Origin of the sequence: Clostridium sp. CF012 (genome assembly GCF_018861755.1) — a bacterium.
Taxonomy (GTDB): domain Bacteria; phylum Bacillota; class Clostridia; order Clostridiales; family Clostridiaceae; genus Clostridium_AD.
On sequence record NZ_JAHLEF010000019.1, the window covers coordinates 16,096 to 42,614 of the forward strand.

General features: G+C 32.2%; 24 protein-coding genes and 2 riboswitches. Of the genes, 14 read left to right on the plus strand and 10 right to left on the minus strand.

Annotated elements, in window-relative coordinates; all coding sequences use genetic code 11:
• From KPL50_RS16065 to KPL50_RS16075, 3 genes are read left to right on the plus strand one after another with little or no spacing between them, the layout of a single operon-like run.
• Complete coding sequence (locus KPL50_RS16065; RefSeq protein ID WP_216299557.1) at positions 1 to 1,671, plus strand: ASKHA domain-containing protein; 1,671 nt, start codon at positions 1 to 3, stop codon at positions 1,669 to 1,671.
• Positions 1,672 to 1,692: 21 nt separating this feature from the next.
• Positions 1,693 to 2,769 (plus strand): uroporphyrinogen decarboxylase family protein, encoded by a 1,077-nt coding sequence (locus KPL50_RS16070; RefSeq protein WP_216299558.1) that lies wholly within the window; start codon positions 1,693 to 1,695, stop codon positions 2,767 to 2,769.
• A gap of 27 nt (positions 2,770 to 2,796) precedes the next feature.
• Positions 2,797 to 3,708, plus strand: a complete 912-nt coding sequence (locus tag KPL50_RS16075; RefSeq protein WP_216299559.1) for a PLP-dependent cysteine synthase family protein — start codon at positions 2,797 to 2,799, stop codon at positions 3,706 to 3,708.
• A gap of 94 nt (positions 3,709 to 3,802) precedes the next feature.
• Here the strand turns inward: KPL50_RS16075 and KPL50_RS16080 are convergent, their stop codons facing one another.
• The 4 genes from KPL50_RS16080 to KPL50_RS16095 are packed head-to-tail and all read right to left on the minus strand — an operon-like array spanning position 3,803 to position 9,445.
• Positions 3,803 to 6,184 carry a homocysteine S-methyltransferase family protein gene (locus tag KPL50_RS16080; RefSeq protein ID WP_216299617.1) on the minus strand — a complete coding sequence of 794 codons (2,382 nt, stop codon included), beginning with the start codon at positions 6,182 to 6,184 and terminating at the stop codon, positions 3,803 to 3,805.
• Entirely contained in the window at positions 6,165 to 6,827 is a 663-nt protein-coding gene (locus KPL50_RS16085) for a vitamin B12 dependent-methionine synthase activation domain-containing protein (RefSeq protein ID WP_216299560.1), read from the minus strand. Before KPL50_RS16085 ends, KPL50_RS16080 begins: the two co-directional genes overlap by 20 nt.
• Positions 6,828 to 6,843: 16 nt before the next feature.
• Positions 6,844 to 8,133 (minus strand): homoserine dehydrogenase, encoded by a 1,290-nt coding sequence (locus KPL50_RS16090; protein WP_216299561.1) that lies wholly within the window; start codon positions 8,131 to 8,133, stop codon positions 6,844 to 6,846.
• 25 nt (positions 8,134 to 8,158) lie between these two features.
• Positions 8,159 to 9,445, minus strand: coding sequence for a homocysteine synthase (locus KPL50_RS16095; protein WP_216299618.1), 1,287 nt, complete (start codon positions 9,443 to 9,445; stop codon positions 8,159 to 8,161).
• Between the two features lie 139 nt (positions 9,446 to 9,584).
• A riboswitch (SAM riboswitch) is annotated at positions 9,585 to 9,695 on the minus strand.
• A gap of 135 nt (positions 9,696 to 9,830) precedes the next feature.
• Positions 9,831 to 9,941: riboswitch (SAM riboswitch) on the minus strand.
• Positions 9,942 to 10,503: 562 nt separating this feature from the next.
• Between KPL50_RS16095 and KPL50_RS16100 the strand changes: the two genes are divergently transcribed.
• From KPL50_RS16100 to KPL50_RS16135, 8 genes are all read left to right on the plus strand, one after another.
• Positions 10,504 to 10,716 carry a GNAT family N-acetyltransferase gene (locus tag KPL50_RS16100; RefSeq protein WP_375372934.1) on the plus strand — a complete coding sequence of 71 codons (213 nt, stop codon included), beginning with the start codon at positions 10,504 to 10,506 and terminating at the stop codon, positions 10,714 to 10,716.
• A gap of 164 nt (positions 10,717 to 10,880) precedes the next feature.
• The gene (locus tag KPL50_RS16105) at positions 10,881 to 11,882 is read left to right on the plus strand and encodes a S66 peptidase family protein (RefSeq protein ID WP_216299563.1); all 1,002 of its coding nucleotides are present in this window, start codon (positions 10,881 to 10,883) and stop codon (positions 11,880 to 11,882) included.
• A 90-nt stretch (positions 11,883 to 11,972) separates the two neighbouring features.
• Positions 11,973 to 12,362 (plus strand): hypothetical protein, encoded by a 390-nt coding sequence (locus KPL50_RS16110; protein WP_216299564.1) that lies wholly within the window; start codon positions 11,973 to 11,975, stop codon positions 12,360 to 12,362.
• Between the two features lie 349 nt (positions 12,363 to 12,711).
• Positions 12,712 to 13,122 carry a peptide deformylase gene (locus KPL50_RS16115; protein ID WP_216299565.1) on the plus strand — a complete coding sequence of 137 codons (411 nt, stop codon included), beginning with the start codon at positions 12,712 to 12,714 and terminating at the stop codon, positions 13,120 to 13,122.
• A gap of 321 nt (positions 13,123 to 13,443) precedes the next feature.
• Positions 13,444 to 14,100, plus strand: coding sequence for a hypothetical protein (locus KPL50_RS16120; protein ID WP_216299566.1), 657 nt, complete (start codon positions 13,444 to 13,446; stop codon positions 14,098 to 14,100).
• Positions 14,101 to 14,500: 400 nt separating this feature from the next.
• Positions 14,501 to 14,848, plus strand: a complete 348-nt coding sequence (locus KPL50_RS16125) for a hypothetical protein (RefSeq protein WP_216299567.1) — start codon at positions 14,501 to 14,503, stop codon at positions 14,846 to 14,848.
• Between the two features lie 238 nt (positions 14,849 to 15,086).
• Positions 15,087 to 15,293: a hypothetical protein gene (locus tag KPL50_RS16130; RefSeq protein WP_216299568.1), complete on the plus strand. Its 207-nt coding sequence runs from the start codon at positions 15,087 to 15,089 to the stop codon at positions 15,291 to 15,293.
• A 100-nt stretch (positions 15,294 to 15,393) separates the two neighbouring features.
• Entirely contained in the window at positions 15,394 to 15,840 is a 447-nt protein-coding gene (locus KPL50_RS16135; protein WP_216299569.1) for an HIT family protein, read from the plus strand.
• A 406-nt stretch (positions 15,841 to 16,246) separates the two neighbouring features.
• On the opposite strand, the gene KPL50_RS16140 is transcribed toward KPL50_RS16135, so the two are convergent.
• Positions 16,247 to 17,407 (minus strand): IS91 family transposase, encoded by a 1,161-nt coding sequence (locus KPL50_RS16140; RefSeq protein WP_216299570.1) that lies wholly within the window; start codon positions 17,405 to 17,407, stop codon positions 16,247 to 16,249.
• On the minus strand, positions 17,400 to 18,275 hold the full coding sequence (locus KPL50_RS16145; protein WP_216299571.1) for a tyrosine-type recombinase/integrase: 876 nt from the start codon (positions 18,273 to 18,275) through the stop codon (positions 17,400 to 17,402). Before KPL50_RS16145 ends, KPL50_RS16140 begins: the two co-directional genes overlap by 8 nt.
• Before the next feature lie 312 nt (positions 18,276 to 18,587).
• On the opposite strand from KPL50_RS16145, the gene KPL50_RS16150 reads away from it, so the two are divergent.
• Both KPL50_RS16150 and KPL50_RS16155 read left to right on the plus strand, forming a co-directional pair.
• Positions 18,588 to 19,382, plus strand: coding sequence for a MerR family transcriptional regulator (locus KPL50_RS16150; RefSeq protein WP_216299572.1), 795 nt, complete (start codon positions 18,588 to 18,590; stop codon positions 19,380 to 19,382).
• A 109-nt stretch (positions 19,383 to 19,491) separates the two neighbouring features.
• Positions 19,492 to 20,295 carry a CPBP family intramembrane glutamic endopeptidase gene (locus KPL50_RS16155; protein ID WP_216299573.1) on the plus strand — a complete coding sequence of 268 codons (804 nt, stop codon included), beginning with the start codon at positions 19,492 to 19,494 and terminating at the stop codon, positions 20,293 to 20,295.
• A 69-nt stretch (positions 20,296 to 20,364) separates the two neighbouring features.
• Here KPL50_RS16155 and KPL50_RS16160 read toward each other — a convergent pair whose 3' ends face one another.
• On the minus strand, positions 20,365 to 22,158 hold the full coding sequence (locus KPL50_RS16160; protein WP_216299574.1) for a PAS domain-containing protein: 1,794 nt from the start codon (positions 22,156 to 22,158) through the stop codon (positions 20,365 to 20,367).
• 257 nt (positions 22,159 to 22,415) lie between these two features.
• On the opposite strand from KPL50_RS16160, the gene KPL50_RS16165 reads away from it, so the two are divergent.
• Positions 22,416 to 22,952 (plus strand): hypothetical protein, encoded by a 537-nt coding sequence (locus KPL50_RS16165; protein ID WP_216299575.1) that lies wholly within the window; start codon positions 22,416 to 22,418, stop codon positions 22,950 to 22,952.
• A 53-nt stretch (positions 22,953 to 23,005) separates the two neighbouring features.
• Here the strand turns inward: KPL50_RS16165 and KPL50_RS16170 are convergent, their stop codons facing one another.
• From KPL50_RS16170 to hypD, 3 genes are read right to left on the minus strand one after another with little or no spacing between them, the layout of a single operon-like run.
• A complete protein-coding gene (locus tag KPL50_RS16170) occupies positions 23,006 to 23,287 on the minus strand; it encodes a pyrimidine/purine nucleoside phosphorylase (RefSeq protein WP_216299576.1) in 282 nt (93 codons plus the stop codon).
• A gap of 29 nt (positions 23,288 to 23,316) precedes the next feature.
• Positions 23,317 to 24,123, minus strand: a complete 807-nt coding sequence (gene proC / locus KPL50_RS16175) for a pyrroline-5-carboxylate reductase (protein WP_216299577.1) — start codon at positions 24,121 to 24,123, stop codon at positions 23,317 to 23,319.
• A 19-nt stretch (positions 24,124 to 24,142) separates the two neighbouring features.
• Positions 24,143 to 26,518 (minus strand): trans-4-hydroxy-L-proline dehydratase, encoded by a 2,376-nt coding sequence (gene hypD, locus KPL50_RS16180; RefSeq protein ID WP_216299578.1) that lies wholly within the window; start codon positions 26,516 to 26,518, stop codon positions 24,143 to 24,145.
• Position 26,519: the final 1 nt, after the last annotated feature.

Here is a 26,519-nt window from a genome sequence, read left to right on the forward strand (position 1 = left end):
ATGGTAAAAGTAAATTTTGGTACATTTGATAAGTCAGTTACTGTGGAAGAAGGAACTACAATTTTAGAGGCTGCAAGGCTGCTAGGAATTATAATAGAATCTCCTTGTAATGCAGTAGGTGTATGTGGTAAGTGTAAGGTAAAAGTTACAAGCGGCAACTTGGAAGATGTAATTCAAAATGGAAAACATCATTTGTCAGAGAGGGAGAGGGCCCAAGGTTTTGTACTAGCATGCGGGGCAAAGGTAATGGCAGATGTAAATATAGAAGTAGCATCAAAGCATTTGAATGAGACTCTACAAATATTAAATCATGGTGAAAGCTTTGATATAGAATTAGATAGTTATATTAATAAAAAATATAAAGATGATGGAAAGACTTATGTATATGCTGGAGAAAAAATAATAGGAGAAGAAGTAGGCGATACTACAGAGTTAAATTATGGCATAGTTGTGGATATTGGAACTACAACCTTAGTAGCAACCTTAGTTAACATTAATACAGGCCAGGAGCTTAATTCTATTTCCGCATTGAATCCACAAAGTATATATGCTCAAGATGTTTTATCCAGAATAAAATTTGCATCTGATGAAAGTGGACTTAACACAATGTATTCTGAAATCACCAAGGAATTAAATAGTATGATCCAAAAAAATATAGAAGCAACAGGAATAGATAAAAAAAATATTTATGAAGTGATTTTTAGTGGTAATACATGTATGATTCATCTTGCAGCTAATGTAAATCCATATTCTTTAGGGAAATACCCATATACACCATTGTTAAGGGGAGGAACTAATTTAAGTGCAAAAGAGCATAAATTAAATATCGCCAGTAGTGGGTTAATATATTTACCGCCTATTATTTCATCATATGTAGGTCCAGATATAACTTCTGGTATATTAGCCACAAGGCTTCAAGATAGAAAAGGCACTACGTTGTTTGTTGATATAGGAACAAATGGGGAGATGGTAATAGCAAGAGATGGTAAATTATCATCAACATCAACTGCAGCAGGGCCTGCTTTTGAAGGCATGAATATTACGTATGGTATGAGAGCTGAAAAAGGTGCTATAGAATATTTTAATATAGAAGAAGATGGATCTATAGAAATTAAGACCATTGAGAATGGAGTTGCTATCGGAATTTGCGGTAGTGGTCTTTTGGATATTGTCGGAGAGCTTATTGCAAATAAAGTCATTGGTAAAAGTGGTAGATTTGCATCCATAGAAAATTCTGATCTACCAGAAGTGCTTAGGAAAAGACTAGTAAAATTAGATGGAAGAAATGCCTTTGAAATAGCAGAAGGTATCTTTCTCACTCAAAAGGATATAAGACAAGTCCAACTGGCAAAAGGTGCAGTAAGAGCAGGCATCGAATTCCTTATGAATAGTAAAAAGGTAGAGGCAGATGAAGTAGATAAAATACAAATAGCGGGATCATTTGGTTATCACCTAAGGGCAAAAAGCCTTATAAATATAGGCTTATTACCAAAAGAGTTTGAAGGCAAGATAGATTTTGTTGGCAATACATCCAAATCTGGAGGTCATGCACTATTATTAAATAAAAAATATAGATCAGAAATGGAGAACCTTGTTAAGGAAATTGAAGTTGTCGAATTATCAAATGGTGAGAATTTTGATAAAATTTTTGTAAAATGTTTATCTTTTTAAAAATGGAGGAGGGATGAAAAGATGAGTGATTTTTTGTTAAAGGATGATATGACTCCTAAAGAGAGAATTGAAGCTATGACTCATGGTAGACCTTTTGACAGAGTGCCATGTAATATATTTATAGGTGATCATGCTGCAACGATAATAGGTGCAAAAGTATCTGATTTAAACTTTTCTTCAGAAAAGTTTCTTTACGGACAAGTAGCAGCAAATAAAAAATATGGTATAGAATCAACAGGAGTTTCCCCAGGACTTGCGGGTATTGCTGAAGCATTAGGCAGTAAACTTGTTTTTCCAGATCATGGTGCTCCTTATGTTAGAGAGTATGGAATAAAGGATATTTTAGATTTAGAAAGATTAAGTGTACCGGGCCCTGTAAAAGCAGGTAGGTTCGCCTTTGTACTAGAGACTGCAGAAAAACTTGTAGATGAATTTGGACGTGAAATACCAGTTTCAGTAGAAGTGCCTGGACCATTCACATCTGCTGGGAACCTTATGAATATAGGGAAAATTCTACGTGATACAAGAAAAAATCCGGAATTTGTTCATAGAATTCTTCGCCTTGTAACTGATACTACAATTGCATTTATAAAAGAAGCTGCAAAACTTGATGTAAGTATAGGTATAGCAGAACCATCTGCTTCTGGTACCTTAATAAGCCATAGTATGTTTGAAACGTTTGCGCTCCCATATTTAATAGAAATAGTTGATACTATTAAAGCTTTAGGCAAGGGTTCGCCATACCTTCACATTTGTGGAAATACGAAAAAAATTTGGACATTAATGGCTGATACGGGTGCAGGAGCATTAAGTCTTGATGATGCAATAGATTTGGAAGATGCAAAAAAAACTGTAGGTGACAGGGTAATTCTAATTGGCAATGTAAAACCTACAGCAACTATGTATTTAGGTAAACCAATTGACGTGGAAAGAGATGCGAAAGAATGTCTTAAAAAAGCATATGATAATCCTAAAGGTTATGTACTTGCTTTAGGATGTGGATTTCCAATTGATACTCCTCCTGAAAATATACATGCACTTCGCGGAGCAGCAATAAAATATGGTAAGTATCCATATGAACCAGAACTTTTCAGTTAAAAAATTTTAGAGGAGGTTATATAAGCAGTGAAATATATAAATAGTATATTAGATATTATAGGAAATACACCAATTATTAAACTAAATAATTTAGGCGTCAAAGATGGTGTAAATATTTTCGCAAAACTAGAGGGGGAGAACCCTGGGGGTAGTGTAAAAGATAGAGTTGGGATTTATATGATAAAAGATGCAGAGGACAGGGGGATTCTTAAGGTAGGATATACCATCGTTGAAGCTACCGCAGGAAATACTGGCATAGGAGTGGCCCTTGCAGCCATAAATAAAGGATACAATGTAATATTTGTGGTTCCAGAAAAGTTCTCTGTAGAAAAGCAAACCTTGATGAGAGCATTAGGTGCAACTATTATTAGTACACCTAGGGCAGAGGGAATGCTCGGTGCCATTAATAAAGCAAAAGAGCTATTGAATGAAATTCCTAATTCTATTTCACTAAAGCAGTTTGAAAATGAAGCTAACCCAAGGGCTCATTATGAGACTACAGGACCAGAAATATATGAGGCATTAGAAGGCGAAATTGATTATTTTGTGGCAGGGGCAGGAAGTGGTGGTACTTTTAGTGGGGTTATGAAATATTTAAAGGAAATGAATGAGAATATAAAAGGTGTTTTAGTGGATCCTTACGGTTCAACCATTGGTGGTGGTGAAGAGCATTGTTATGATATCGAAGGAATAGGGAATAATTTTGTGCCAAGCACCATGGATATGGATTTAGTCGAGAGTGTTATTAAGATTTCTGATTCTGAAGCTGTGAACATGGTAAAGCTAATTGCATTAAAAGAGGGATTGATTGTAGGTAGTTCTTCAGGAGCTGCAATAGTAGGAGCTATAAAGCTTTCGGAAACCATTGAAAGCGGAAACATTGTCGTAATACTACCTGATCGGGGAGATAGATATTTTAGTAAAAATGTTTATAACTAATAAACAGGGTATTCTCCCTCTATAGCTAGCCTATAGAGGGATTTGTTTTGAATTAAAAGAGGCTAATGATTATCAAAATGATTGAAAAATTACTTTATTCACACTGAAATAATTCTCTTGCGATTTTTACAGATTGAGTTGCATCCTTTGCATAGTGATCGGCTCCTATCATTTTTGCATACTCTTCATTTAAAACAGCGCCTCCAACCATAATAGTGCAATCCAAATTATTCTCCCTAAGTGCTTTTATTGTTTCCTCCATGCTCCTTACTGTTGTGGTCATAAGAGCACTTAAACCAACTAATTTAATGTTGCCACTTTTCACTGCATTAACCACATCATCAGAGTGTACATCCTTACCTAAGTCAATTACTTCAAATCCATAGTTTTCTAATAATATTTTCACTATATTTTTGCCTATATCGTGGATGTCGCCTCTAACAGTTGCAAGCACTATTTTACCTTTACTAAGTTTCGTGCCCGTGGTGGATAGTATGCTTTCTTTAATTACCACAAAAGCTTTTTTCACTGTTTCTGCAGATTGTAATAGTTGAGGAAGAAATATTTCTCCACTTTCATATTTTTTACCCACAATATCAAGTGAGGGAATTAGATATTTATTAACAATTTCCATTGCAGACATGGTTTTTAAAAGTTCCACTGTTAGATCTGTTGCTTCTTCTTTCAAGCCATCTATAATAATTTTATTTAAATCTTTATTTGTAGCAATTTCTTTAGTCGTAGTTTTTCCTTCAAAGGAGGAATAAACATTTATATATTTTTTTGAGTTTTTATCAGTATTCCATAAAACATTAAAAGCATTAATTGTGGATATCATATCCTTTGAAAGAGGATTTAATATAGGTGCATCAAGACCAGCTGTTAGTGCAGCAGCCAAAAACGTTCTATTTAATATTTCTCTTTGTGGCAAACCAAAGGATACATTGCTTACTCCAAGAGTAGTTTTAACACCAAGTGTAGCTTTAACAAGTTCAACTGCCCTAATAGTCTGAGTAACCTCACTTTGCTGAGCGGAGGCAGTTAAAACAAGACAGTCTATTATAATATCTGCTCTATCTATTCCATATTCTTCTGCCCTTTGTACAATTTTTTCTGCTATTTTAAGCCTGTCTTCAGCCTTAGATGGAATGCCACTATCATCAAGAGTTAAGCCTATTACACAGGCACCATATTTTTTAACGATTGGGAATATGGAATCCATCACTTCTTCTTTACCATTAACAGAATTTATTAGTGGCTTCCCATTATATATTCTAACTGCGGCCTCAATTACGTCACGCCGTACGCTATCAATTTGAAGAGGAAGATTTACAACACTTTGAAGTTCTCTTATTGTTTTTTTCATGACTTCTAGTTCGTCAATTTCAGGGAGTCCCACATTCACATCTAGTATATCTGCACCAGCATCCCTTTGGTTAATAGCTTCTTCAAGTATATAGTCCATATTGTTATTTTTTAAAGCCTCTTTTATCTTTTTTTTGCCCGTAGGATTTATTCTCTCGCCAATAATTTTTATTTCTTCTCCAAGGACTACTGTTAAGGAGGAGGAACTTACTGCTGTTATTTTTTGAACATCGCGGTGTGTAGGCTTTAAGCTCTTAAGCTCATCTCTTATAGCTTTTATATGATCGGGGGTGGTTCCACAGCACCCACCTAAAATTGTAACACCCATTTTTGCCATAAGTTTTGCATATTCCGCAAATTCATGTCCATGAACATCAAAAACTGTTTCCCTGTTTTTAAGCCTAGGAAGTCCAGCGTTGGGCTGAACGATAACTGGAACTCTTGAGTATTTAAGAATTTCGGAAACTATAGGTAGCATTTCATTTGGTCCTAGAGAGCAATTTAATCCAATTGCATCCACGCCAAGGCCCTGAAGTACATTGACCATAGTAATTGGATCTGTACCTGTTAATGTTCTTCCATCACTTTGATATGACATTGTACATATTATTGGAAGCGTACTATTTTCTTTAGCGGCAAGAATAGCAGCCTTTGCTTCATAAATATCCGTCATTGTCTCAATAAGTATTATATCGGCACCTTCTCTAGCACCAATTTTAATCTGCTCCGCAAAAGTCGCGTAAGCATTATCAAATGATAATATTCCATAGGGCTCCATTAACTGACCAATAGGTCCAATATCAAGAGCAACAAGATTATCACTAGCCACTTTTCGTGCTATTTTAACAGCACTAGAAACAAGTTCTTCCACAGTATATTGCGTATTTTTAAGCTTATAACTATTTGCGCCAAATGTATTTGTAGTTATAACATCGCAACCTGAACTCAAGTATTCCCTATGTATTTTTTCGATGATTTCTGGATGTAATATATTATAGCTTTCTGGTAATTCGCCTCTTTTAAGTCCATATTTTTGAAGCATTGTTCCCATAGCTCCGTCAAATAATAAAAAATCATTAAAATCTATTTTTTTACACACAAAATCTACCATCCTTTCTAAAATCACAATCTGAATTATTGCAATTCATGCATTTATCATTGCTTTTTAAATTTACAATTTCACTAAGACCTATAAGTGCAGTTACGGATTTTCGTGGTATCATAATATTACTTTCAGTAACAGAGAGGCCTATTTGTTTATAGGCCTCTAAAACATTTAAAATATTAGCTTGATTAGCAATTGAAAAATCTCCATACCCTGGGCTATATCTATTCGTGATATGCAAATTGTCTGCTAATGCTTTTTCCATAATCAGAGTTTGTATTTCATCACAGAGATTTTCAATTGCAGTAGTTGCACAAGCATCCATAATTAAACCCTTTGTAATATTAGTCCTTGAGTAGTAAGATATTCTACGATCTACTTCTATGCCTAAGGTTGCTGCCATTACCAAACATTTTTTTGAATCTGAAAGATGGTTTAGTATGTCTTTATCCTTTAAGACTAAAGTACTGCCTAAGAGAAAAATCTCATCATTTTTTCTTTCAATATCAAAGATTTCATATACAGAACTCTCTTTACATATATCAATAACTTCTTTACAGCAGGCCTCAATTAAATCAGTTAGGCTCTTATCAATTTCTTGATTTTTATAGCCTAAATACCTTAATACTTCCCTTTTATCAATTTTCATCTTATCTCCAATCAGTTTAATTAAATGATTCTATTCTTATTATACTTTCTATTTCGTTTACATTTTCTAAAATTTTTATTTTTTCTAATGAATTGTGTATATTCTTTTCAGAGCTTTTATGGGTAATAAATGCTAGTGGGGCATAATCATCCTGCCTCAAATCTCCAGTAACAGATATAATGCTAACATTGTTTTCACCAAATATTTTCGCTATAGCTCCTAAAACTCCCACTTTATCATTAATGTTAAGTCTGATATAGAATTCTGATTCATTTTCTTCTGATTTTTTTATTTTTTTAAAATCAAATTGCTGACTTGTATCACTAAAGCCTAAGGGCCTTACATTATTTCTTAGTATGGATATTATATCACCTACAACGGCACTACCGGTTGGCATATCTCCCGCTCCTCTTCCGTATAGCATTAATTCTCCCACAGCATTTCCTTTTATCATAATGGAATTAAAAACATCATTTACATTTGCCATTGGGTGACTGGAGGGTACTAGGGTTGGATGTACTCTTAGCTCTAATTTATTATTTTCTTCCTTTGCTATTGCTAGTAGCTTTATTGTATAACCTAATTTTTTAGCATATTTTATATCGAGTGGACTAATACTCCTTATTCCTTCTCTATAAATAGCATCATGATTAATTTTAGTTCCAAAGGATAATGATGCCATAATGGCAAGTTTATACACCGCATCATAGCCATCCACATCTGAGGTTGGATCTGCTTCAGCATAACCCATTTCTTGAGCCTGCTTTAATGCTGCATCAAAACTAATTTCATCATTGGTCATTTTACTTAATATATAGTTAGTTGTTCCATTTATTATTCCAATTATCTGATTTATTCTATTGGCAGTAAGACTTTCGGTGATTTCTCGTATTATTGGAATTCCGCCAGCCACACTTGCTTCATAATAAAATAATACATTTTCCTCTTCAGCTATTTTAAATAGTTCTTCGCTCCAGTTTGCAACAACTAATTTATTAGCAGTTACAATATGTTTTTTAGCTTTCATTGCACGTGCCATGTAGTCCTTGGCCTCATGGCATCCACCAATAAGTTCAACCACAATTTTTATGCTTTTATCATTAATAATATCATTAATATTATCTGTTAAAATGCTCTTAGATATAATAATATCTCTTTTTTTATTTATGTCTTTAATAAGTATTTTAGATACCTCTATTTCGTAATTTGAACGTTTCATTATTTCACTTTTATTTTCCTGAAGTATCTTCCATACTCCTGTGCCAACATTTCCAAAACCTAAAATAGCTATTTTTACCTTTTTCATATTTGTTTCCTTTCTAATAAATTATTTAAATTGTTTTATCAAGTGCTTGCTTTAAATCATATATAATGTCATCAATACCTTCTACACCAATTGAAAGTCTTATCAAATCTGGAGTAACACCAGCAGCTTTCTGCTCCTCTGCATTAAGCTCTGCATGAGTCGTGCTTGAGGGGTGAATTACTAGTGATTTAGCATCTGCAACATTAGCAAGTAGTGAGAATAACTCTACACTGTTAATAAATTTCTTTCCAGCCTCCAGGCCACCTTTTATTCCAAAGGTGAATATTGATCCTGCTCCCTTTGGTAGGTATTTTTTAGCTAATTCTTTATATTTACTTCCTTCAAGTTCAGGATAACTTACCCATGAAACCAATGGATGGTTACTCAAGAAGTTAACTACTGCTTTAGCATTTGAGACATGTCTCTCAACTCGGAGTGACAAGGATTCTAAGCCCTGAAGGAATAAAAATGCATTCTGAGGGCTAAGTGTTGCGCCAGTATTTCTTAAAAGTTGAACTCTAGCCTTTAGTGCGAAGGCAGGAGCACCTAAATTAGCATATACTATTCCGTTGTAGCTTTTATCAGGAGTTGTAAAATCAGGAAATTTACCGCTTGCCGCCCAATCAAATTTACCGCCGTCAACTATAATTCCCCCAATAGTAGTTCCATGACCCCCGATGAACTTTGTTGCTGAATGAATAATTACGTCTGCACCATACTCAAATGGTCGACAAAGGTAAGGGGTTGCAAAGGTATTGTCAATAATAAGTGGTATTTTATTCTCGTGGGCAATATTTGCTACTGCTTCTATATCCAGTACATTTATTTTTGGATTACCTAAGGTTTCAGCATAAAGTGCCTTAGTTTTATCTGTGATAGCTTTTCTAAAGTTTTCTGGATCATCTGGGTCAACGAAGGTTACGTTAATTCCAAGTTTTCTAAGTGTCACATTAAATAATTCATAAGTACCACCATAAAGGGTACTTGCAGCTACTATTTCATCACCTGAATTTGCTAAATTAAGTATTGCATAGAAGGTTGCAGCTATGCCTGAAGCTGTAGCAAGCCCCGCAACTCCACCTTCTAGCTCTGCTACTCTTTTCTCGAAGACATCTGTAGTCGGGTTCATTATTCTTGAATAGATATTTCCAGGTTCCTTTAATTGGAATAGATTTGCTGCATGATCTGCATTCTTAAAAACATAGGATGATGTTTGATAAATTGGAACGGCTCTTGCTCCTGTAGTAGGGTCTGGAACCTGTCCTGCATGTACCTGTAATGTTTCAAAACTCAATTTTCTTTCACTCATAATAATATCTCCTTTTTAAACTTATTTTTGTATAATAAAAACCATTTTGATTTGAAAGGGAATAAAAAAACTGCTTTCCTATAAGGAAAGCAGCAGGATAACTTTAATAAACAATAAAATTGTCTTATAAAATTTGCTATCGTCCTTATCTTTCAGATTTTACAATCTGATGGAATTGACACCATTGCATTTCATTGAAAATGCTGGTTGTCGGGCATCATGGGGCCAGTCCCTCCGCCGCTCTGGATAAGTTGTATTCGATTATTATCATATAGTATATTTCTCATTTGACTCATTTAACTAGAATAAAAAAAGCTACTCTCCTATAAGGAAAGTAGCACGATTAACTTTAATAAACAATAAAATTGTCTTATAAAATTTGCTAACATCCTTATCTTTCAGATTTTACAATCTGCTGGAATTGACACCAATGCATTTAGTTAAAAATGCTGGTTGTCGGGCTTCATAGGGCCGGTCCCTCTGCCACTCTGGATAAGTTGTATTTAGTTATTAATGACTAGTATATTCATAATAGTGGCAATTGTCAATACTTATTTTAAAAAATAAATCACTTGATTTTATAAGTGTTCTAGTTATAACTACCATCAACAATACAATACCTATTATTACAGCAGGACCACTTGCAAGGGATTCGTCAACTGAGTTGGGGGGAGTTTAATAAAAACTGCAAGTGTTTTAGACATAGGATCATCTGCTTTTCAGGTTATAAGTAACTATGCAGCGCAAATATTATAAGTAGAAACAATTGGTAGATTTGGTGAATATTGAAACGTTATAGGTAAAATGAAGATAAAATGATAAAATTTGTAGTATAATAAAAATAGACGAGAGCTGGTTGGTAATACAATTATTATTCTTGAAAAAGTTATACGAAACTGATGTTTTTTATAGAGGGATTCTCATAATGTCTATAATAGAACTTTGAAAAATGAATACTTAATTCATGAGTGTCGTGAATGCTGAGTTAGCTGAAAGAATATGCTTAAGAAAGTTTTCATTCCGTAATCAAGGATATTCTAAGACTTGTAAGATATTTTGCAATAAAAAAGAATGATAAAATGGAGGTGGTTGGATACAGTATTTCACCCAATTATAGAGAAAAAAGGCTTATGACAGAGGCTTTAGAAACATTAGTAAAATGGGCTTACGGATTTCAAGATTGTAAAGGGATAACTGCCAAAGTTTTAAAAACTAGCAAGCTCAGGCAAGCATTCACAAACACCTCAGGGGTGTTTGTTTTTACATTGATGTAAAAATAAGCTAATTACTCTTAGAAGAGGACTGGGGTAAATCTTATGATGATTATTTGGAACTACAAAAGCAATACAATGGAACTGTTTTTGCTTATGATGGAATGACTTTTGAAGTATAGTTTATTAAACAGTAAAAGGATATTCGTAAGGGGGACACATAAATTATGAATAATATAACAAAATTAAAGGTTGGGGATTCTATTGGTATTTTTTCACCATCATCGCCTATAACATATACATGCCCTAATAGGTTTGAAAGAGCTAAAAAATATTTACAGAATAAGGGTTTTAAAATAATAGAGGGAAGTCTAACAGGGAAATATGACTTCTATAGGTCTGGAAGTATTAAGGAAAGAGCAGAGGAGCTAAACGCTTTAATTAGAAATCCAGAAATAAAATGCATTATGTCCACAATTGGTGGAATGAACTCAAATTCAATTCTCCCTTATATAGATTATGAAGCACTAAAAAGAAATCCTAAGATAATAATAGGATATTCTGATGTTACAGCAATTCTACTTGCTATATTTGCACAAACAGGAATAAGCACTTACTATGGACCTGCATTAGTGGCTTCATTTGGCGAATTACCACCCTTTGTTGATTCTACTTATAAATACTTTAAGGAAATCACTATGGATGAAACAAAAATTCCTTATGTCTTTGAAACACCTGAATATTGGTCAGATGAACATATTAATTGGGAAACACAAGACAGGAGTAAAGAAAAAAGAGGGAATCAATGGGTTACAGTCTTTGAAGGTACTGCTCGAGGTAGAGTAATAGGAGGGAATTTGAATACCATGCAAGGTATATGGGGTAGCAACTATATGCCTGAAATAAAGGATGGAGATATACTTTTCATAGAAGATTCTTTAAAAGATTCCGCAACAATAGAAAGAAGCTTTTCTTTTTTAAAAGTAAATGGCATTTTAGATAAGATATCAGGAATAATACTAGGTAAACATGAATTATTTGATGACTCAAAGACGAGCAGAAAGCCATATGAAATATTAATAGAAGTATTGGGAGATAAAAAGTTACCATTCATTGCAGATTTTGATTGCTGTCATACACAGCCAATGATGACGTTGCCAATAGGATGTGAAATTGAACTTGATGCTACAAATAAAAAAGTAACTATTATTCAAGATTGGTTCAAATAATATTTTTGTGTTATGACGGATTGGTAATTTAATGCGAAGTAACCAATTTCAATTATGGAGCAGAACGGTTCTAAGAAAGGAGATAATAATATGTCAATTACTATTAAACGAAATACTGGATGGCAGGGCATAAGCTCAAAAATCCAAATAGAAGTAAACGGAGAAAAGACAGACAGTGTCATGGAAAATAATAGTGTAGACGTTGAACTTCCTGATGGTAAAGCTCACATAAAGGTCACACAATTTGGAATAAAGAGCAATGAAATAGCAGTTAAAGAAGGAGATATAATACGAATAACATCAACAAGATGGGTTCGCATGAGTTTTCCTTTAATTTTTATTATATCCTTGTTTACAATTTTCCTTCCTAATTTAACATATAGATTAACTATATTTTTGATTTTAGGAGCATTGATTGTTATTAGTATATTCTTGTTTAATGGATTTCATCTTAGCGTTTTTGACAGAGAAAATCGATAATGATATTTCCAAAAATTAACGAAAACAGAAATCTAATTAGTTCGTCTTCTTCATAAAGTTCGTCATAACAAATCAAATAAACTGGACAGGTTATGTCTAAAATGGCAAGTTAAGAGATGATTAGCTAAAAGTATTTAAGTTATTATTATTTTTAGAATATGATATGCTGAAGCGTAGCTATGGAGAACCAAAATAAATAGGAGCGTTTGAAATAATAAAATTAAGCCAATGATATTAAAAGTGTCATTGGTTTATACTATAATTTTTTTGAGCTAAGAATGTGTATTAAGTAAAAGAAATGGCTGATGTTTATAATATAAAAAATATAACTGAAAAAGAGGTATAAATTATGATAAAACCAATTGTAAAAGATATATTGTTTTTAGGACAAAAATCAGAAGATGCAACTAAAAATGATATAGTAGTAATTGATGATTTAGTAGATACATTAAGATCAAACTTAGAGTATTGTGTTGGAGTGGCTGGGAACATGATTGGAGTAAAAGAGCGTATATTGGTATTTACTGTAGGCAACCTTATTGTACCTATGATAAATCCAGTTATATTAAAGAAAGAAAAGCTTTATGAAGCAGAAGAGAATTGTTTATCTTTAATTGGCTTTAGAAAAACAAAGAGATATGGAATGATAGAGGTGGAGTATCTTGATAGAAATTTTAAGAAGCAAAAGCAAGTGTTTACTGGATTTACAGCACAAATAATTCAACATGAAATGGATCATTTTGAAGGTATAATAATCTAATTGAATAATTAAAACAGTACTTACCATAAGAAAAGGTTGTTGCTTAAATATAAAATATTTACGGCAAGGTGAAGCATATCATAAGTAAAAACACTATGTGTATTGAAGTTCCCATTATCTATACAATTGGACAAGTTATGGCTAATAATGGGCACTTGAAAAAGTGAGTATGAATGCTTGATTTAAGAGTTTCACAAATACCGTTAGTGAAAATAGCATATTAATTAAGTTTTGTTCCGCATTAATTTGTTAATTAATATACAATGGGAATGTATTACAATCAGATATTGTTTTGATTCAACTAAGAAAGGGGAGTAAAAAATGCCTTTTGCAATGACACATTTATGTATTTCATATAACATATTACTTAATACGCCACAAATAAAGAAACCTTGTGACTTTATGCTTGGAGCACTTGCACCTGATTCAGTTCATCTTAGGGATAACTACAATAGTGATATGAAAAAGAAAAGTCATTTATGCGTTGGGGAGGAAAAATGGGGTAGAGCAACAAATAATGAAGAATGGCAAAAAAGTGTACTTACTTTTTTACAGGATAATAAACATATAGAGAACGTGGATTTTATATACGGATATTGTTCCCATATACTTGCAGATATACAGAACAATATAAAAATTTGGACACCATTTCTTTTGGAAAATATCGAACAATTTAAAAAAGCGATGGGGAGTAAATATCATGAAGAATCTTATGCCATAGATTATGAACTATACTTATCAAGCCCTCATCAAAAGGAGATATGGGAAATTCTTGAGGACTCAATTGGATATGATATTCCAGGCATTGTATCAGTAGATGAAATTAATAAAATGAAACACGACATTTTATATGGTCAATATTTAGACAGAGAATCTATAGATGTATCTTTGAATAAATATGTTGCGCTTTCCCATATACAAGAATTTATTTCTGAGGAATCTCATTATATTAAAAATCTTTTGTATAAAAAACATTAACTGTATGGTCTATTAATAAGTTAAGATTCTTTTTATATGATTCACTAAATAGCAAGCCAGACGTTATAATTTTTAATAATTGTAATACTCATTAGGCTAATAATGGGAATCTGAAAAAATGTGAAACACTTTATAGGTGTATTGGATATGAGCGATATCTGAAGTCATTTTTCAGTTAAAGAGTTATGTCAAACTTGTAATCTAGAACGAACCTACGCTTGAAGATATACCAATACCTATAAAAAGTATTTTAGTAATGTAAAGAGAACAGTTAAAAAAATTGAGAACATAAAGAAAAAGCTTATGCTTGATGAAAAAAGAAATTATTGGAGGGAAGTTACATGAAATTTAAAGTATTAGGTTCTGGAGGATGTACGTCAATACCTAGAGCAACATGTAGTTGTTTGTATTTGAGCAAAAGGATAAAAAAGTTATTTATGCACCATGTAATGTAAAACCTTTTCCAGATGAAGATTTATTTAATAATGCTAATTTATTGATAATTGGAAATACAATAACTTCAGAAGTAGCAAAAGATAATTTTATTATTGATAACTATAATGAAATGAGAAAACATTTGTTTGTTATGAATGAAATTGTTGAACTAAAAAAACAGTATAATGTCAATAAGGTTATTATCACTCATTTAGACGAGGACTGGGGATTATCATATGATGATTATTTGAAAAAAGCAAAGAATTATGACAATATAGAATTTGCGTATGATGGATTGAATATAGAAATATGATAAGGTAAAAAAGAAATGCTTATAAAAACTTCTATTTAAGGAATCTTTGACACTTGAGATTAATTTGCTGAATAGTAGCCCACCTCAGAAATTTAATGCGTCTCAGTAATTTATGACGAAATACATTTAACAAGTTATATAAAAACTAATAAGGGGGCTTTATGCACTAAGTAAAGTAAGTAAGAAGGTAAAATTCAGTATAATATTAAATGTTTATTAATATGGAGGAGGGGTTCTTTTGGAAAGAAGATTAAGCCTTTTATTTGGTATAATTGGAGGGTTATTTCTTACGTTATTAAATAATCTATCTATAGGTCTTGGGAGTTTTAGAGGATATGTTACCGATTCTTTGTTTACTATATTAGCACTTATAGGTGTTATATGTATTATTTATTTTAGTTTTCTATTAATTATTGATACTTTAAAGACAATTCATAAAAAGTAAAAACATTTCAAAAATTATGTCGCATGTTTCGTATTTTACGTCACAACTGTATTTAAGTGAGAACTGAAGATAATTAATATTATGTGTAGGAGGTTATAGAATGAGTTGTAAAATGTGTGAAAAGCAAAAAAGTATTAAGGATGACCCATATTTTATTATGGAACTTGAAACAGGATATGTAATTTTAGGATGGTTTCAGAGGTTCAAGGGCTATACCGTTTTCAATTGTAAAGAGCATGGTCCTGAATTACACAACTTAGAACATTCTTTTAAAATTAAACATCTTGAAGAAATGTCTATAGTAGCGGAGGCTATTTCTAATATATTTAAGCCTGATAAGATGAACTATGAACTACTTGGAAATGGATGTCCTCATATTCATTGGCATTTATATCCGAGAGTAAAAGGTGATACTCCTATAATTAGTTCGGTGTATCAATTGTCAAATGAGGAATTGTTTGATGAATCTACAAGACCGAATGAGGAGCAGAGAAAAGAATTGATAGAAAAGATTAAAAATGAAATTGTGCGTCTACGTTCAAAATAAGCATTAAGCGAAGTAATTGTGCGATACGCAACATTCTTAACGGACGATACAAAGAACTGTTAGAATTACTAAAGTAATGGAGTAATTCTGAGTTTTTTATATATTCTTCAACTTCCCATTATTCTTAGCGAATTATACGAAGTTAGGCGCGAAAAAAACTCAAACCCTAGGTAAGAGTCTGAGTGTTAAAAAAATTAATAATTACGCCTAACTTTGGATAATTAAAATAGAACGAAACCGCGGTGCTATAATTAGAATCTATGGGGATTCAATAACCCACTTTTCCCGCATTTAATTTATGTGTTGAAGGAATATTTAAATTCGTAGTGATAAACATACAAAAATAATATTAGTTATAGAAATATGGACATAGTTTCCCCCTCCCCGTTAGTAGACGATTTTAATATTATGCAGTTTGTATAGTTGTAGGAGGAGATCTGGGAAATAATGTACACCGACTAAGTTTATCTGAACCACAGTGTGGACACTTGGATAAATCTCTTCCTGTGATATTTTTGATTAATTGGAGTGTTGACATTTTTTCTTTAAGTAAAATAGGTGTATTAGTAAGGTGTTTGCAAAGTTTAAGTTTGGTAGTTTTGTTTCGATTTCCTAACAAACCATAGTGCCTAATTTTCATAAATCCACTTGGTAGTATATGAATCAGAAATCTACGAATAAACTCATCAGAAGAAATGGTCATTAGTTTACACTTGCTACTTTCTTTGTAATCACGCCATCTGAATGTAACATTATCATTTTCAATATTAATGATACGATTATTAGATATAGCAACTTTATGAGTATATCTACCTAAATATTCAACCACACATGCAGCTTTTTTAAAAGGTGGTTTGCAATAAACGACCCACTCTTTTGAATATATAGAGGAAAGTAAATTTTCAAATTCATTATCATTGTAAAGATATTGCTGACTACCATAAAAATTAAGCTTATTTTTATTGTATAGTTGTTTGAGGTAATATAGAAATTTGCCTCTGAATTTGCGAGAAAGCACTTTAACTGGGATGAAAAACTTTTTTCTACTACTTACCCATTTTCCTATTGAAGATAATCCTCCACCGGGTACAATACAATGAATATGAGGATGGTGCATAAGATTTTGTCCCCACGTATGTAAAATAGAGGTAAATCCCAGTGTTGCACCTAGATATTTTTTGTCAGATGCTAATTCTGTAAGAGTTTCAGCGACAGCTTTAAATAAAAGAGTATATAGCTCCTTTTGATTTTGGTATGCTATTAAATTTATGGTGTCTGGAATTGTAAATACAACATGAAAGTATCCAACGTTAAGTAAATTGCTTTTCTGAGAGTCAACCCAACGTTCTTTAGCAAGATTTTGACATTTAGGACAGTGTCTATTGCGACAAGAGTTGTAAGAAATTTGAGTACTGCCACAGCTTTCACATTTGTCTATATGACCGCCTAATTGGGAAGTTCTACATTTTTCAATTGCAGACATAGCTTTTAGTTGAGCAAGTGTAAGCTTATGTTTTTCACGATATTCTGTACCATATTGTTGAAAAATATTTTGAACTTCAATCATTATTCTTATGCATTTTTTTTATTGATTTTTTCAACATGTCGAGAGGACTTTTTATATTTAAGGATTCAATGTTTATCATATGTAAATAAAAACAGGTTGAACTGATATCTGAATGACCAAGAAGCTGTTTAATATGAAATATGCTTGTTCCAGATTCAAGTAGGTGAGTGGCAAAGCTATGGCGAACACAATGTACAGTAACTGTTTTAGTAATGTTTGCTTTCTTTATGTATTTGTGAAACATATTTTGTACTGATCTGGGGTGAATATGGGTGCCGGTATTATTTCTGCTGTAAAAAAGCCATTCTTTAGGGTGGTATTCTTTCCAGTAATCTCTGAGTATTTCTAGATTATCTTGTGAAAGTAATGCATATCTATCTTTGGAACCTTTACCATTGCGGATAAATAGTTGCATTTTTTTACTATCAATATCTGAAACTTTTAGACAGGCGACTTCACTAAGCCTTAACCCTGCACCGTAAAGAGTCATTAAGATGGATTTATCTCTTAAATTATCACAGGCATTGAAGAGGTTTTGTATTTCATCTTTAGTAAGAATATTTGGGAACTTACGATTTCTGCGGTGGCGAGGTATTTGTTTACAATTTAAATTAGTATCCAAAGTTACACCATACAAAAAACGAAGTCCACTATTATAGGAATTAACACTTCCAGAGGTAAGTTTTTTTTCTGTTGTGAGATAGTGAAGAAATTCTCTAATATCTTTTTCATAAAGTTCAGTTGCGGGTTTATCAAAGTGGTTTTGAAAGATTTTGCATTTGGTATAGTACTCATCTTGAGTATGTTTGCTTAAACCTCTGAGTTCTACATCAAACTTTAATTTTTCTAAAACTTGTTCTTTTGTCATAAATAAAACAACTCCTTTAAAGTTGAATTTTTCCAATCTAAAGGAGTTATATACAATAAACAAAGATATACTTATATTATCAGTTTTATTTGATTTTATTTTGGGTTACCACCGCGCTAGCGGTTTAGTGCTATTCTTAAACTGGGCATCCGAGAAAATTAGAGATAAGCAGTTAAACAATGAGTTAAGTTTAAAATATAGTATGATGAAGCGTACTATAGTAATAGGATGAGTAATATTTTAGAGGTGTATGTAATTTATTTCAAGGACAGCATTGTTTAAAGAATTTATAATAAATAAGGGGCAATGTAAGTGTATACAATTGGACAAGTAGCTAAGTTTTTAGGGGTATCTAGGGATACATTAAAGTTTTATGAGGAAAAAGGATTAGTAAATCCCAAACAAGATGATGAAAATGGTTATAGAAAATATAATCATTTTGATATATATGCCATTATAACAATAAATTTTTATAGAGAAATTGATATTGAGATTAAGAAAATTCAAGAGATAAGAAAAAGTAAGAGTGTAGAGGATATAGAGTTAGTATTAGAGGGAAAAGAACAAAAGTTACTAGAGGAAATAGAATATAAAAAACTTCTTTTGAAGCATATTAAATTAGTTAAAGAGGATTGTAAGAAAATCAAACAACACTTGGGAGAATATACCATTAAAGATATGAAGCCCTTAGAGGTGAAAGGTGAAATAACAGACGTTACTGCTTATGACGAATATAAAATTCTACAAAAGAATACAGACAATTTAAAGCAAGCAGTTACATTAACTAGTTTAAGGCGTGTAGTAAGTTTTGATGGTGCGGGTATAACCGGAGATAAATTTATAGTTGTAAGAAAAGTAGATGATTTTGATAAAGATATAGAAGGTGAAGTTCTTACTCATCCTAAGTGTATTTACACTATCATTGAAGATGGTAGATGGTTAACTGGTGGAGAAAATATTGATTATAAAGTAGAAGATAGCTTAAGAAAAATAGCAATAGAAAATGGATATGAGCCTTTGGGATTAGTATATATTAATATATTACTTACAACTTATGAAGAAGGACTTGAACGTATATTTTTAGAAATTTATGCTCCTATAAAATAGTACGAAAATGTATTGACCTGTGGCTTACCCATAGGTTTAAACTGAAGATACTAGTAAATGTAATTTGTATTATATTTACTAGTATATTTAGTTTTAAGGGGTGTTTATTATGATAAAAGAAAAAACTTTAAAAAGACCAATAGTAAGCTTTGTTATATTAAGTAATATAATTTTTTTACCGCTATTTTTATTTGTAGGAGCAACAAGGCTACTAGGACTTCCTTCAGTAGTATTTGATATTATGCTATGTATATCATCCTGGTCATCAACATTTGCATTTGTAATTTTATTTAAAAGAATTTATCCAGGACGGGATTTTACAGAATATGTAAAGGAAAAATTTAAGACTAAACTTAAGTTTTCAGTAATCACTGTAATTATTAGTATTCAAGTTTTAATATTTGTAGTGATTATGGCTATAGTATCATCTAAAAATAGCGGAGTAGAGTCCGTTTTTGCAATTTCATCATTTGAAATGTTGATATATTTCTTCTTTAAAAACTTATTTGCAGGACCACTCGGAGAAGAATTGGGTTGGAGAGGGTTTGCATTAAATGAACTTCAAAAGAAATACACACCTTTAATATCAGCTCTAATAGTAGGGTTTTGGTGGGGGATTTGGCATCTGCCAATATGGTTTACCGCAGGGTTTAGGGGCATTGATTTAATAAAGTATATTGTATTTTTTATGATTTCAGTTATATCAATTAGTATTATAATGACAGCATTTTATAACTTAAACAAGAATTTATTAATTCCTATTATAATCCATCAACTATTTAATTTTCTTATTGGCATCATAAACGAAGATTTAATAGATATTATAATGTATTATGCAATATTATATTTTGCAGTAGCAGTTATATTAATAGTTATAAATCCAAATAAAGTATTATATAGAAAGAAAAATTAGTTTTAGTTTATCAAAGAAATCTTTAAAAAAAGATAAGAGTGTGTAATTTACACACTCTTATCTAAAATGTTATTGAATATTATTTACTCTATCAACCTCAGCAACTAATTTATCAATAAAGTCAGAAAGCTCAAAGCCACCTCTTTCACTAATCATTTCGATGGTAGCGAGACTAGCCATAGTTTTAAAAAGTATAGGCGACTTTAGTTTTTCAAATTTTGGACTTGTGGATAGTAAAAAATCCTTTAAAAAGGGATGTTCTTTAACCAAGCTTCCGATTTTTGTTTCTTTAGTAATATTATATTTATTATTGTCAATCGGTGAAGATTTTTGGTTATTAGAAGTATTATTCAGAGTATCTAAAGCCTCATTATCTTTATTTTTCCAGGTTACAAGCCTTTGAGTTCCTGTTAAACTTCTAATATGAGTCACGTCTTGCATCATTTCAAGGACACCTTTAAATTTACCCTCTTCATCTCTTACTGCATTGTAAATTATATATATAAATTTACCACCCATCTCAAGCCAGAATTCAGCCTCATCCTGCTTCCCACTTTTGAAGGCTTTGATAATTTCCTCGACTGTATGAACACTTTCTCTTGGATGACAATTCTGGACTTCTCTACCGATTACTCCTGCGCTTCTTGGGAAAACTCTATGTTTCGTATCACTATAGAATTTAACCAGGTCATTCTCATCTACATAGGATAAATCCATAGGTAGATGCTTAAATATTAAGTTTATTTGCTTTAAAGTAAGGAGACCTTGACTTACATTTAGTATCTCATCCTCTTTTTTAGGGGAAGCTACTCCATGCTTTTGAAGAACAGCTGTAAGGTCTTTAAGTAGGTCTAAATTTATAACATTACTTTCCGGTGAGTTTTCAGCTTTATAGGAGGGTGGATTATCTATTAAACAGTATCCAATTTCATCATCACCAATTCTCATTTCTATAAAGTCTTCAGCAGTCAATAATTCCATTGAAGTAGGGAATAGTATTTCAGTTTCTTTAATTATCATATCCCGTGTCATTTCAATCACTTCAAGTTGAAGTTCTAAAAAGTCCTTATCATTTTCTTCTTTTAAAAGAGTTTTAGATTTTCTAATGATATCTTTTATATTATTGTCTAGTGTCCACATTACTTTGGAGGGTTTATCAAATCCCTTTTTCTCTAGGGCAGGGAATAATTGATTTTGTTTTCTAGTAAGGTGAATATTTATTTCGCTTAACTTATCGTATAGTTCAAGCCATTGGTTTTGAATGAATTTTTTATCTAATAATAGTTCCATAGAAGAAAGAACTTTACCAATTTCTACGGTTTCATCTATATAGGTTCTTAGGGGATGTCCTTTTGGTAGATTTAGCTCCGTTGAAACAAGAATACCTTCGAAGACTTTTAAAAGATCTTCCATTTTTTCTGCCAACATATCGTCTGTAATGCCATAAAATTGTAGGTGTTGTTCACCTATTGCAAACTCCTGAGCAGTGATTTTATCAAAAGAATCGCTCATTCTCTTTTTAGCTTCATTTAAAGAAATATTGTTATTAAGAAAGTCTAATTTTATAGCAAGCATCCTTTTAATTCTTGTATTATCAATATTTAGATGATTGTTCATTTCAATATTATTTAATTCTGTGAAAGGAAAAAAATAAGCATGATATTCTTCATCATTAATTTTTTCTACATATTTATCAAAGCCTTTGCTTTCCATCATTTTATACATAGGAAATGGCTCAAAATCCTTAATAACATGGATGCCCTCACCAGGCTTTAAATTTTCAATAGCCTTTGTGATACAATCCTTAAAGGTTTCATGTTCTCCTCTTGCGTCAATAGTTATATATATAATATCTTTTTTCATATAAAAGACTCCTTTCAATATTAACTTTTAGAATAATTTATTATTATCAAATCATGAAAATGATTCTCAATGTTAAATATAATATATCACAGTTAATATACATTAAATATGATCTAAATCACAAAATTCAACTTACTCCAATATACTATTTTTGTAACCAATTTGTAGTAATTTTGACATTGATTTGATACAAAGGGTTGGATAATGCAGTATATAATAAGTATTATTAGATAAGTTTATTAGAAGGGGAGATTTTCATGAAAAAAGTAGCTGCATTAGCCTTAGTAGTATTATTAACATTATTCACAGTGGCATACACATCAAATGCAATGACTAAAGGGAATGATTTACTTACAAAAGGAACAGTTCAAAATGCACTACCAAATGATGAAAGTGCTAAAGAGGTTCCTGAGAAAAATATCAGTTTTAGAAAATATATTAAATTGATAGGACTTAGCAAATCAGAACTTATAAGCACTCTTGGGCAGAAACCAACTTCTATTGATGAAGGAGGACTCCAGTTTTCAGAATCAGATATTAGAGTTTGGTTTAAAGACTATGGAAATGGACCAGTAGAACAGGTATACATTGACAACAAAGATGTGGATTTTAAAGGGATAAAACTTGGCGATAAAATAAGCAGTTTCAAGGATGAATTCGGAAAACCAGTAGAGGAACATGTCACTTTTGCATACAGTAATTTTAAATATGATGGAATAGTGTTATCTGTGTATTATAATCCAAAAACAGAAACAACTTTTGCAGCATATATTTTAGATAAAAATGTTAAATAATATAGACCAGCTGGATAAATATAAAATTTATCCAACTGGTCTATATTTTATTTTTATTTATACAAACAAAGATATGAAACTTCTTCTTTGGCGATTACGCTAAATTTTTTATTTGCTTCAATTATAAAGCTTTCGTTTTGTTTATATTCTTTCCATTCATCACTTTCAGGAAGTTTTACTTGTAGGTTTCCGCTTGTAATTGTCATTATTTCTTTTGATGAGGTTCCAAATTCAAATTCTCCTACAGCCATAAGTCCGATTGTCGCTGGACCTTCAGCTGTGTTAAAACTCATTGATTTTACATCTCCGTCAAAATATTCATTAGTTTTAAACATAACAATACCTCCCAATATTAGAATTTTTTTTATTTAGATAATTCAATAGATTTTTGAGTTGTTTTTCTAAGGGCAGAAATAACAGCATTTCTAAAGCCTTTTTCTTCAAGAGTAGCTACACCTTCTATAGTAGTTCCACCAGGAGAACACACCATATCCTTTAAAGCCCCAGGGTGTGTTCCTGTTTCTAGTACCATTTTGGCAGAACCAAGAACGGCTTGAGCTGCAAACTTGTAGGCCTTATCTCTAGGCATTCCATCTAGTACCGCTGCATCTGCCATTGATTCAATGAACATGTATACAAAAGCTGGAGATGAACCACTCACCGCAGTTACTACATCCATTAATTTCTCATCAACTATTTCTGCTTTTCCAAAGCTTTCAAATATGGTAACTATTTCAGAAAGTTCTTCTTTTGTTACCATTCCGCTTGGAGAAATTGCAGCCATACCTTCTCCAACAAGTGCTGGGGTGTTAGGCATTACTCTAACTATCTTAAGTTTTCTACCAAACATCTCTTCTGTGCCTTTAATAGCTTTACCAGCTGCAATAGTAACAATTATTACATCTTCTTTAATTTGGTCTTTTATTTGTTTTATTACTAGCGGATATAAGTTTGGTTTTATTGATAATATAATAATGTCAGATATTCTAGCTACTTCATTATTATCTGTAGTGGTCTTTATACCATATTTTAGAGTAGTTTCAGCCAAACTCTTTTCATTTAAGTCACCTACAATAATACTGCTAGGTGCTACTAAATTCGAATTTAGTATTCCACCAATCATTGCAAGACCCATGTTGCCGCACCCAATAAACCCTATTATTTTATTCATTTTATACCTCCGCTATTTTTTAACAGTCACATCCACCAAAGGATTGATCTGTTCTTCCGATTATCTCATCTTGAAGCACCTTATCTAGGTTATTAAAGTAATCACTGTATCCTGCAACTCTTACTATTAAATCATTATAGTCGTCAGGATTTTTTTGTGCAGCCAGTAGAATATCACTACTTACAATATTAAATTGAATATGATGACCATCTAATCTAAAATATGATCTTACCAAATTTGATAAATTATTTAAGCCATCTTCACCTTCTACAACAGCTGGCGTAAATTTTTGATTGAGTAATGTTCCTCCAGTTTTTAAGTGATCCATTTTTGCTGCAGATTTAAGAACTGCAGTTGGTCCATTTACATCAGCACCTTTGTCAGGAGAAATACCTTCAGATACAGGCATAAAAGCTTTTCTTCCATTAGGAGTAGCTCCAATAACTGAACCAAAGTAAACGTGACAGGTGGTAGGAAGCATATCTATTCTATATTCTCCACCTTTTCCATTCTTTCTTCCAGTTACTTCGTTATAGTAGGAATTAAATATTTCTCTCATAACGTCATCAGCATAATCATCATCATTACCGTATTTTGGAGTTTTGCCTTTTAAAAGCTTTAAAATATCTTCATGCCCTTTAAAGTCAGTCTTCATTGCTTCCATTAATTCATTCATAGTAATGTTTTTATCTTCAAATACATGTTTTTTTATAGCTGTAAAGGCATCAGTAATTGTGCCAATCCCAACACCTTGAATGTAGTTGGTATTGTATCTTGCACCTCCTGCATTATAATCTTTTCCTTTTGAAATGCAATCACTGGTTAATACTGAAAGGAAAGGTTCTGGCATAAGTGTTGCATATAATCTTTCAATAACTCTATTTCCTCTCATTTTTATATCTATAAAGTGCTTCAATTGTTTTTTATACGCCTCAAATAATTCGTCATATGTTTCAAATTCTGAGGCTTCTCCAGTTTCAATACCTAATCTTTTTCCGGTCATTAAATCAGTTCCATTGTTAAGTGTAATTTCCATTACTTTAGGTAGGTTAAAGTAGCCTGTTAAAATATAAGCTTCTTTTCCAAAAGCACCTGCTTCAACGCATCCACTAGTACCTCCACATCTTGCATCCTCAAGGGTCTTGCCTGCATTAACAAGCTCTTGAATAACTGCATCAGCATTAAACATTGAGGGCTGACCTAAGCCTTTTCGGGATATAGCGCAAGCTGCTTTTACAAACTTTTGCGGACTTTTCTTGCTTATTTGTACATTTGAGCTTGGCTGCAAAAGCTGCATTTCATCTACTACATGAAGTAGAAGGTAACTTACAGCATTGACTCCATCTAGGCCGTCTGCTTTAACTCCACCAATATTTATATTTGCAAAGTCAGTATAGGTTCCACTTTCCTTTAATGTTATACCAACTTTAGGGGGTGCAGGTTGATTGTTAAACTTCACCCAAAAGCATTCTAAGAATTCTATAGCCTCTTCGCGAGTTAATTCTCCATTTTCAATTTCCACCTCATAAAAAGGGTTTAAATGTTGGTCAAGTCTTCCAGGGTTGTATGCATCCCAAGGGTTTAGCTCAGATATAACACAGATGTGAGCAAACCAATACATTTGAAGAGCTTCTCTAAAGTTTCTTGGTGCATGTGCAGGAACATGGCTGCAAATTTCAGCTATTTCCAAAAGTTCTTTTTTTCTTATTTGATCTGTTTCCTTTTGTGCAAGCTCCCTTGCATAGTCGCTGTAACGCTGTCCTAAAATAATCACTGAGTCACAAGCTATATCCATTGCTTCCAATTGGTTTTTTTTATCAAGAGCTTCATCATCATCATAAAAGTCTAGCTTCGAAATAGCTTCAGCTATATCAACTTTAAAATCCAAAAAACCCCTTTTAAATATTTTATCATCGCCACTTGTATGACCTGGTCCTCTTTGCTCCATAAATTCTGTAAATATTCCTGCTTCATAGCAGTCTTTCCACTGCTCAGTCATATTTTCAAGTATTCTGTATCTCATGGATTTCTTTTCCCAAGCGGGTATGATTAAATCCTCTTGAATCTTTCTGCTTTGCGCGTCAACCTTAAAGGATATTCGCTCCCTAGCATCCATAACATCAAAATCATGCAAGGTATGGCAGCATAACTCTGGATAGGTGCAAGTTGAAGCAGGTGCTTCTCCTCTTTCACCAACAATTAATTCACCATCATTAATGCAAAGTTGCTTTTTTAACATAATCTCTTTTAAAGCTAATGCGCGAAGAACAGGAATTGAAACTGTGCCCTCATATTTCTTGTAAACACCATCAACTATTATTGCTCTTTCCATAGAAATGTGAGGGATAGCAGATACACTTTGCTGCCTTAATTTTTTTACTCTTTCAGTTATCATA

Bases quoted from the DNA above. Each gene is read 5' to 3' on its own strand.
- KPL50_RS16120 (WP_216299566.1), top strand. From the start codon at position 13,444: ATGCCTTTTGCAATGACACATTTATGTATTTCATATAACATATTACTT.
- KPL50_RS16155 (WP_216299573.1), top strand. From the start codon at position 19,492: ATGATAAAAGAAAAAACTTTAAAAAGACCAATAGTAAGCTTTGTTATA.
- KPL50_RS16085 (WP_216299560.1), bottom strand. From the start codon at position 6,827: ATGAAAATTGATAAAAGGGAAGTATTAAGGTATTTAGGCTATAAAAAT.
- KPL50_RS16115 (WP_216299565.1), top strand. From the start codon at position 12,712: ATGATAAAACCAATTGTAAAAGATATATTGTTTTTAGGACAAAAATCA.
- KPL50_RS16140 (WP_216299570.1), bottom strand. From the start codon at position 17,407: ATGATTGAAGTTCAAAATATTTTTCAACAATATGGTACAGAATATCGT.
- KPL50_RS16110 (WP_216299564.1), top strand. From the start codon at position 11,973: ATGTCAATTACTATTAAACGAAATACTGGATGGCAGGGCATAAGCTCA.
- KPL50_RS16135 (WP_216299569.1), top strand. From the start codon at position 15,394: ATGAGTTGTAAAATGTGTGAAAAGCAAAAAAGTATTAAGGATGACCCA.
- KPL50_RS16165 (WP_216299575.1), top strand. From the start codon at position 22,416: ATGAAAAAAGTAGCTGCATTAGCCTTAGTAGTATTATTAACATTATTC.
- KPL50_RS16090 (WP_216299561.1), bottom strand. From the start codon at position 8,133: ATGAAAAAGGTAAAAATAGCTATTTTAGGTTTTGGAAATGTTGGCACA.
- KPL50_RS16170 (WP_216299576.1), bottom strand. From the start codon at position 23,287: ATGTTTAAAACTAATGAATATTTTGACGGAGATGTAAAATCAATGAGT.
- KPL50_RS16070 (WP_216299558.1), top strand. From the start codon at position 1,693: ATGAGTGATTTTTTGTTAAAGGATGATATGACTCCTAAAGAGAGAATT.
- KPL50_RS16145 (WP_216299571.1), bottom strand. From the start codon at position 18,275: ATGACAAAAGAACAAGTTTTAGAAAAATTAAAGTTTGATGTAGAACTC.
- proC (WP_216299577.1), bottom strand. From the start codon at position 24,123: ATGAATAAAATAATAGGGTTTATTGGGTGCGGCAACATGGGTCTTGCA.
- hypD (WP_216299578.1), bottom strand. From the start codon at position 26,518: ATGATAACTGAAAGAGTAAAAAAATTAAGGCAGCAAAGTGTATCTGCT.
- KPL50_RS16160 (WP_216299574.1), bottom strand. From the start codon at position 22,158: ATGAAAAAAGATATTATATATATAACTATTGACGCAAGAGGAGAACAT.
- KPL50_RS16065 (WP_216299557.1), top strand. From the start codon at position 1: ATGGTAAAAGTAAATTTTGGTACATTTGATAAGTCAGTTACTGTGGAA.
- KPL50_RS16105 (WP_216299563.1), top strand. From the start codon at position 10,881: ATGAATAATATAACAAAATTAAAGGTTGGGGATTCTATTGGTATTTTT.
- KPL50_RS16080 (WP_216299617.1), bottom strand. From the start codon at position 6,184: ATGGTAGATTTTGTGTGTAAAAAAATAGATTTTAATGATTTTTTATTA.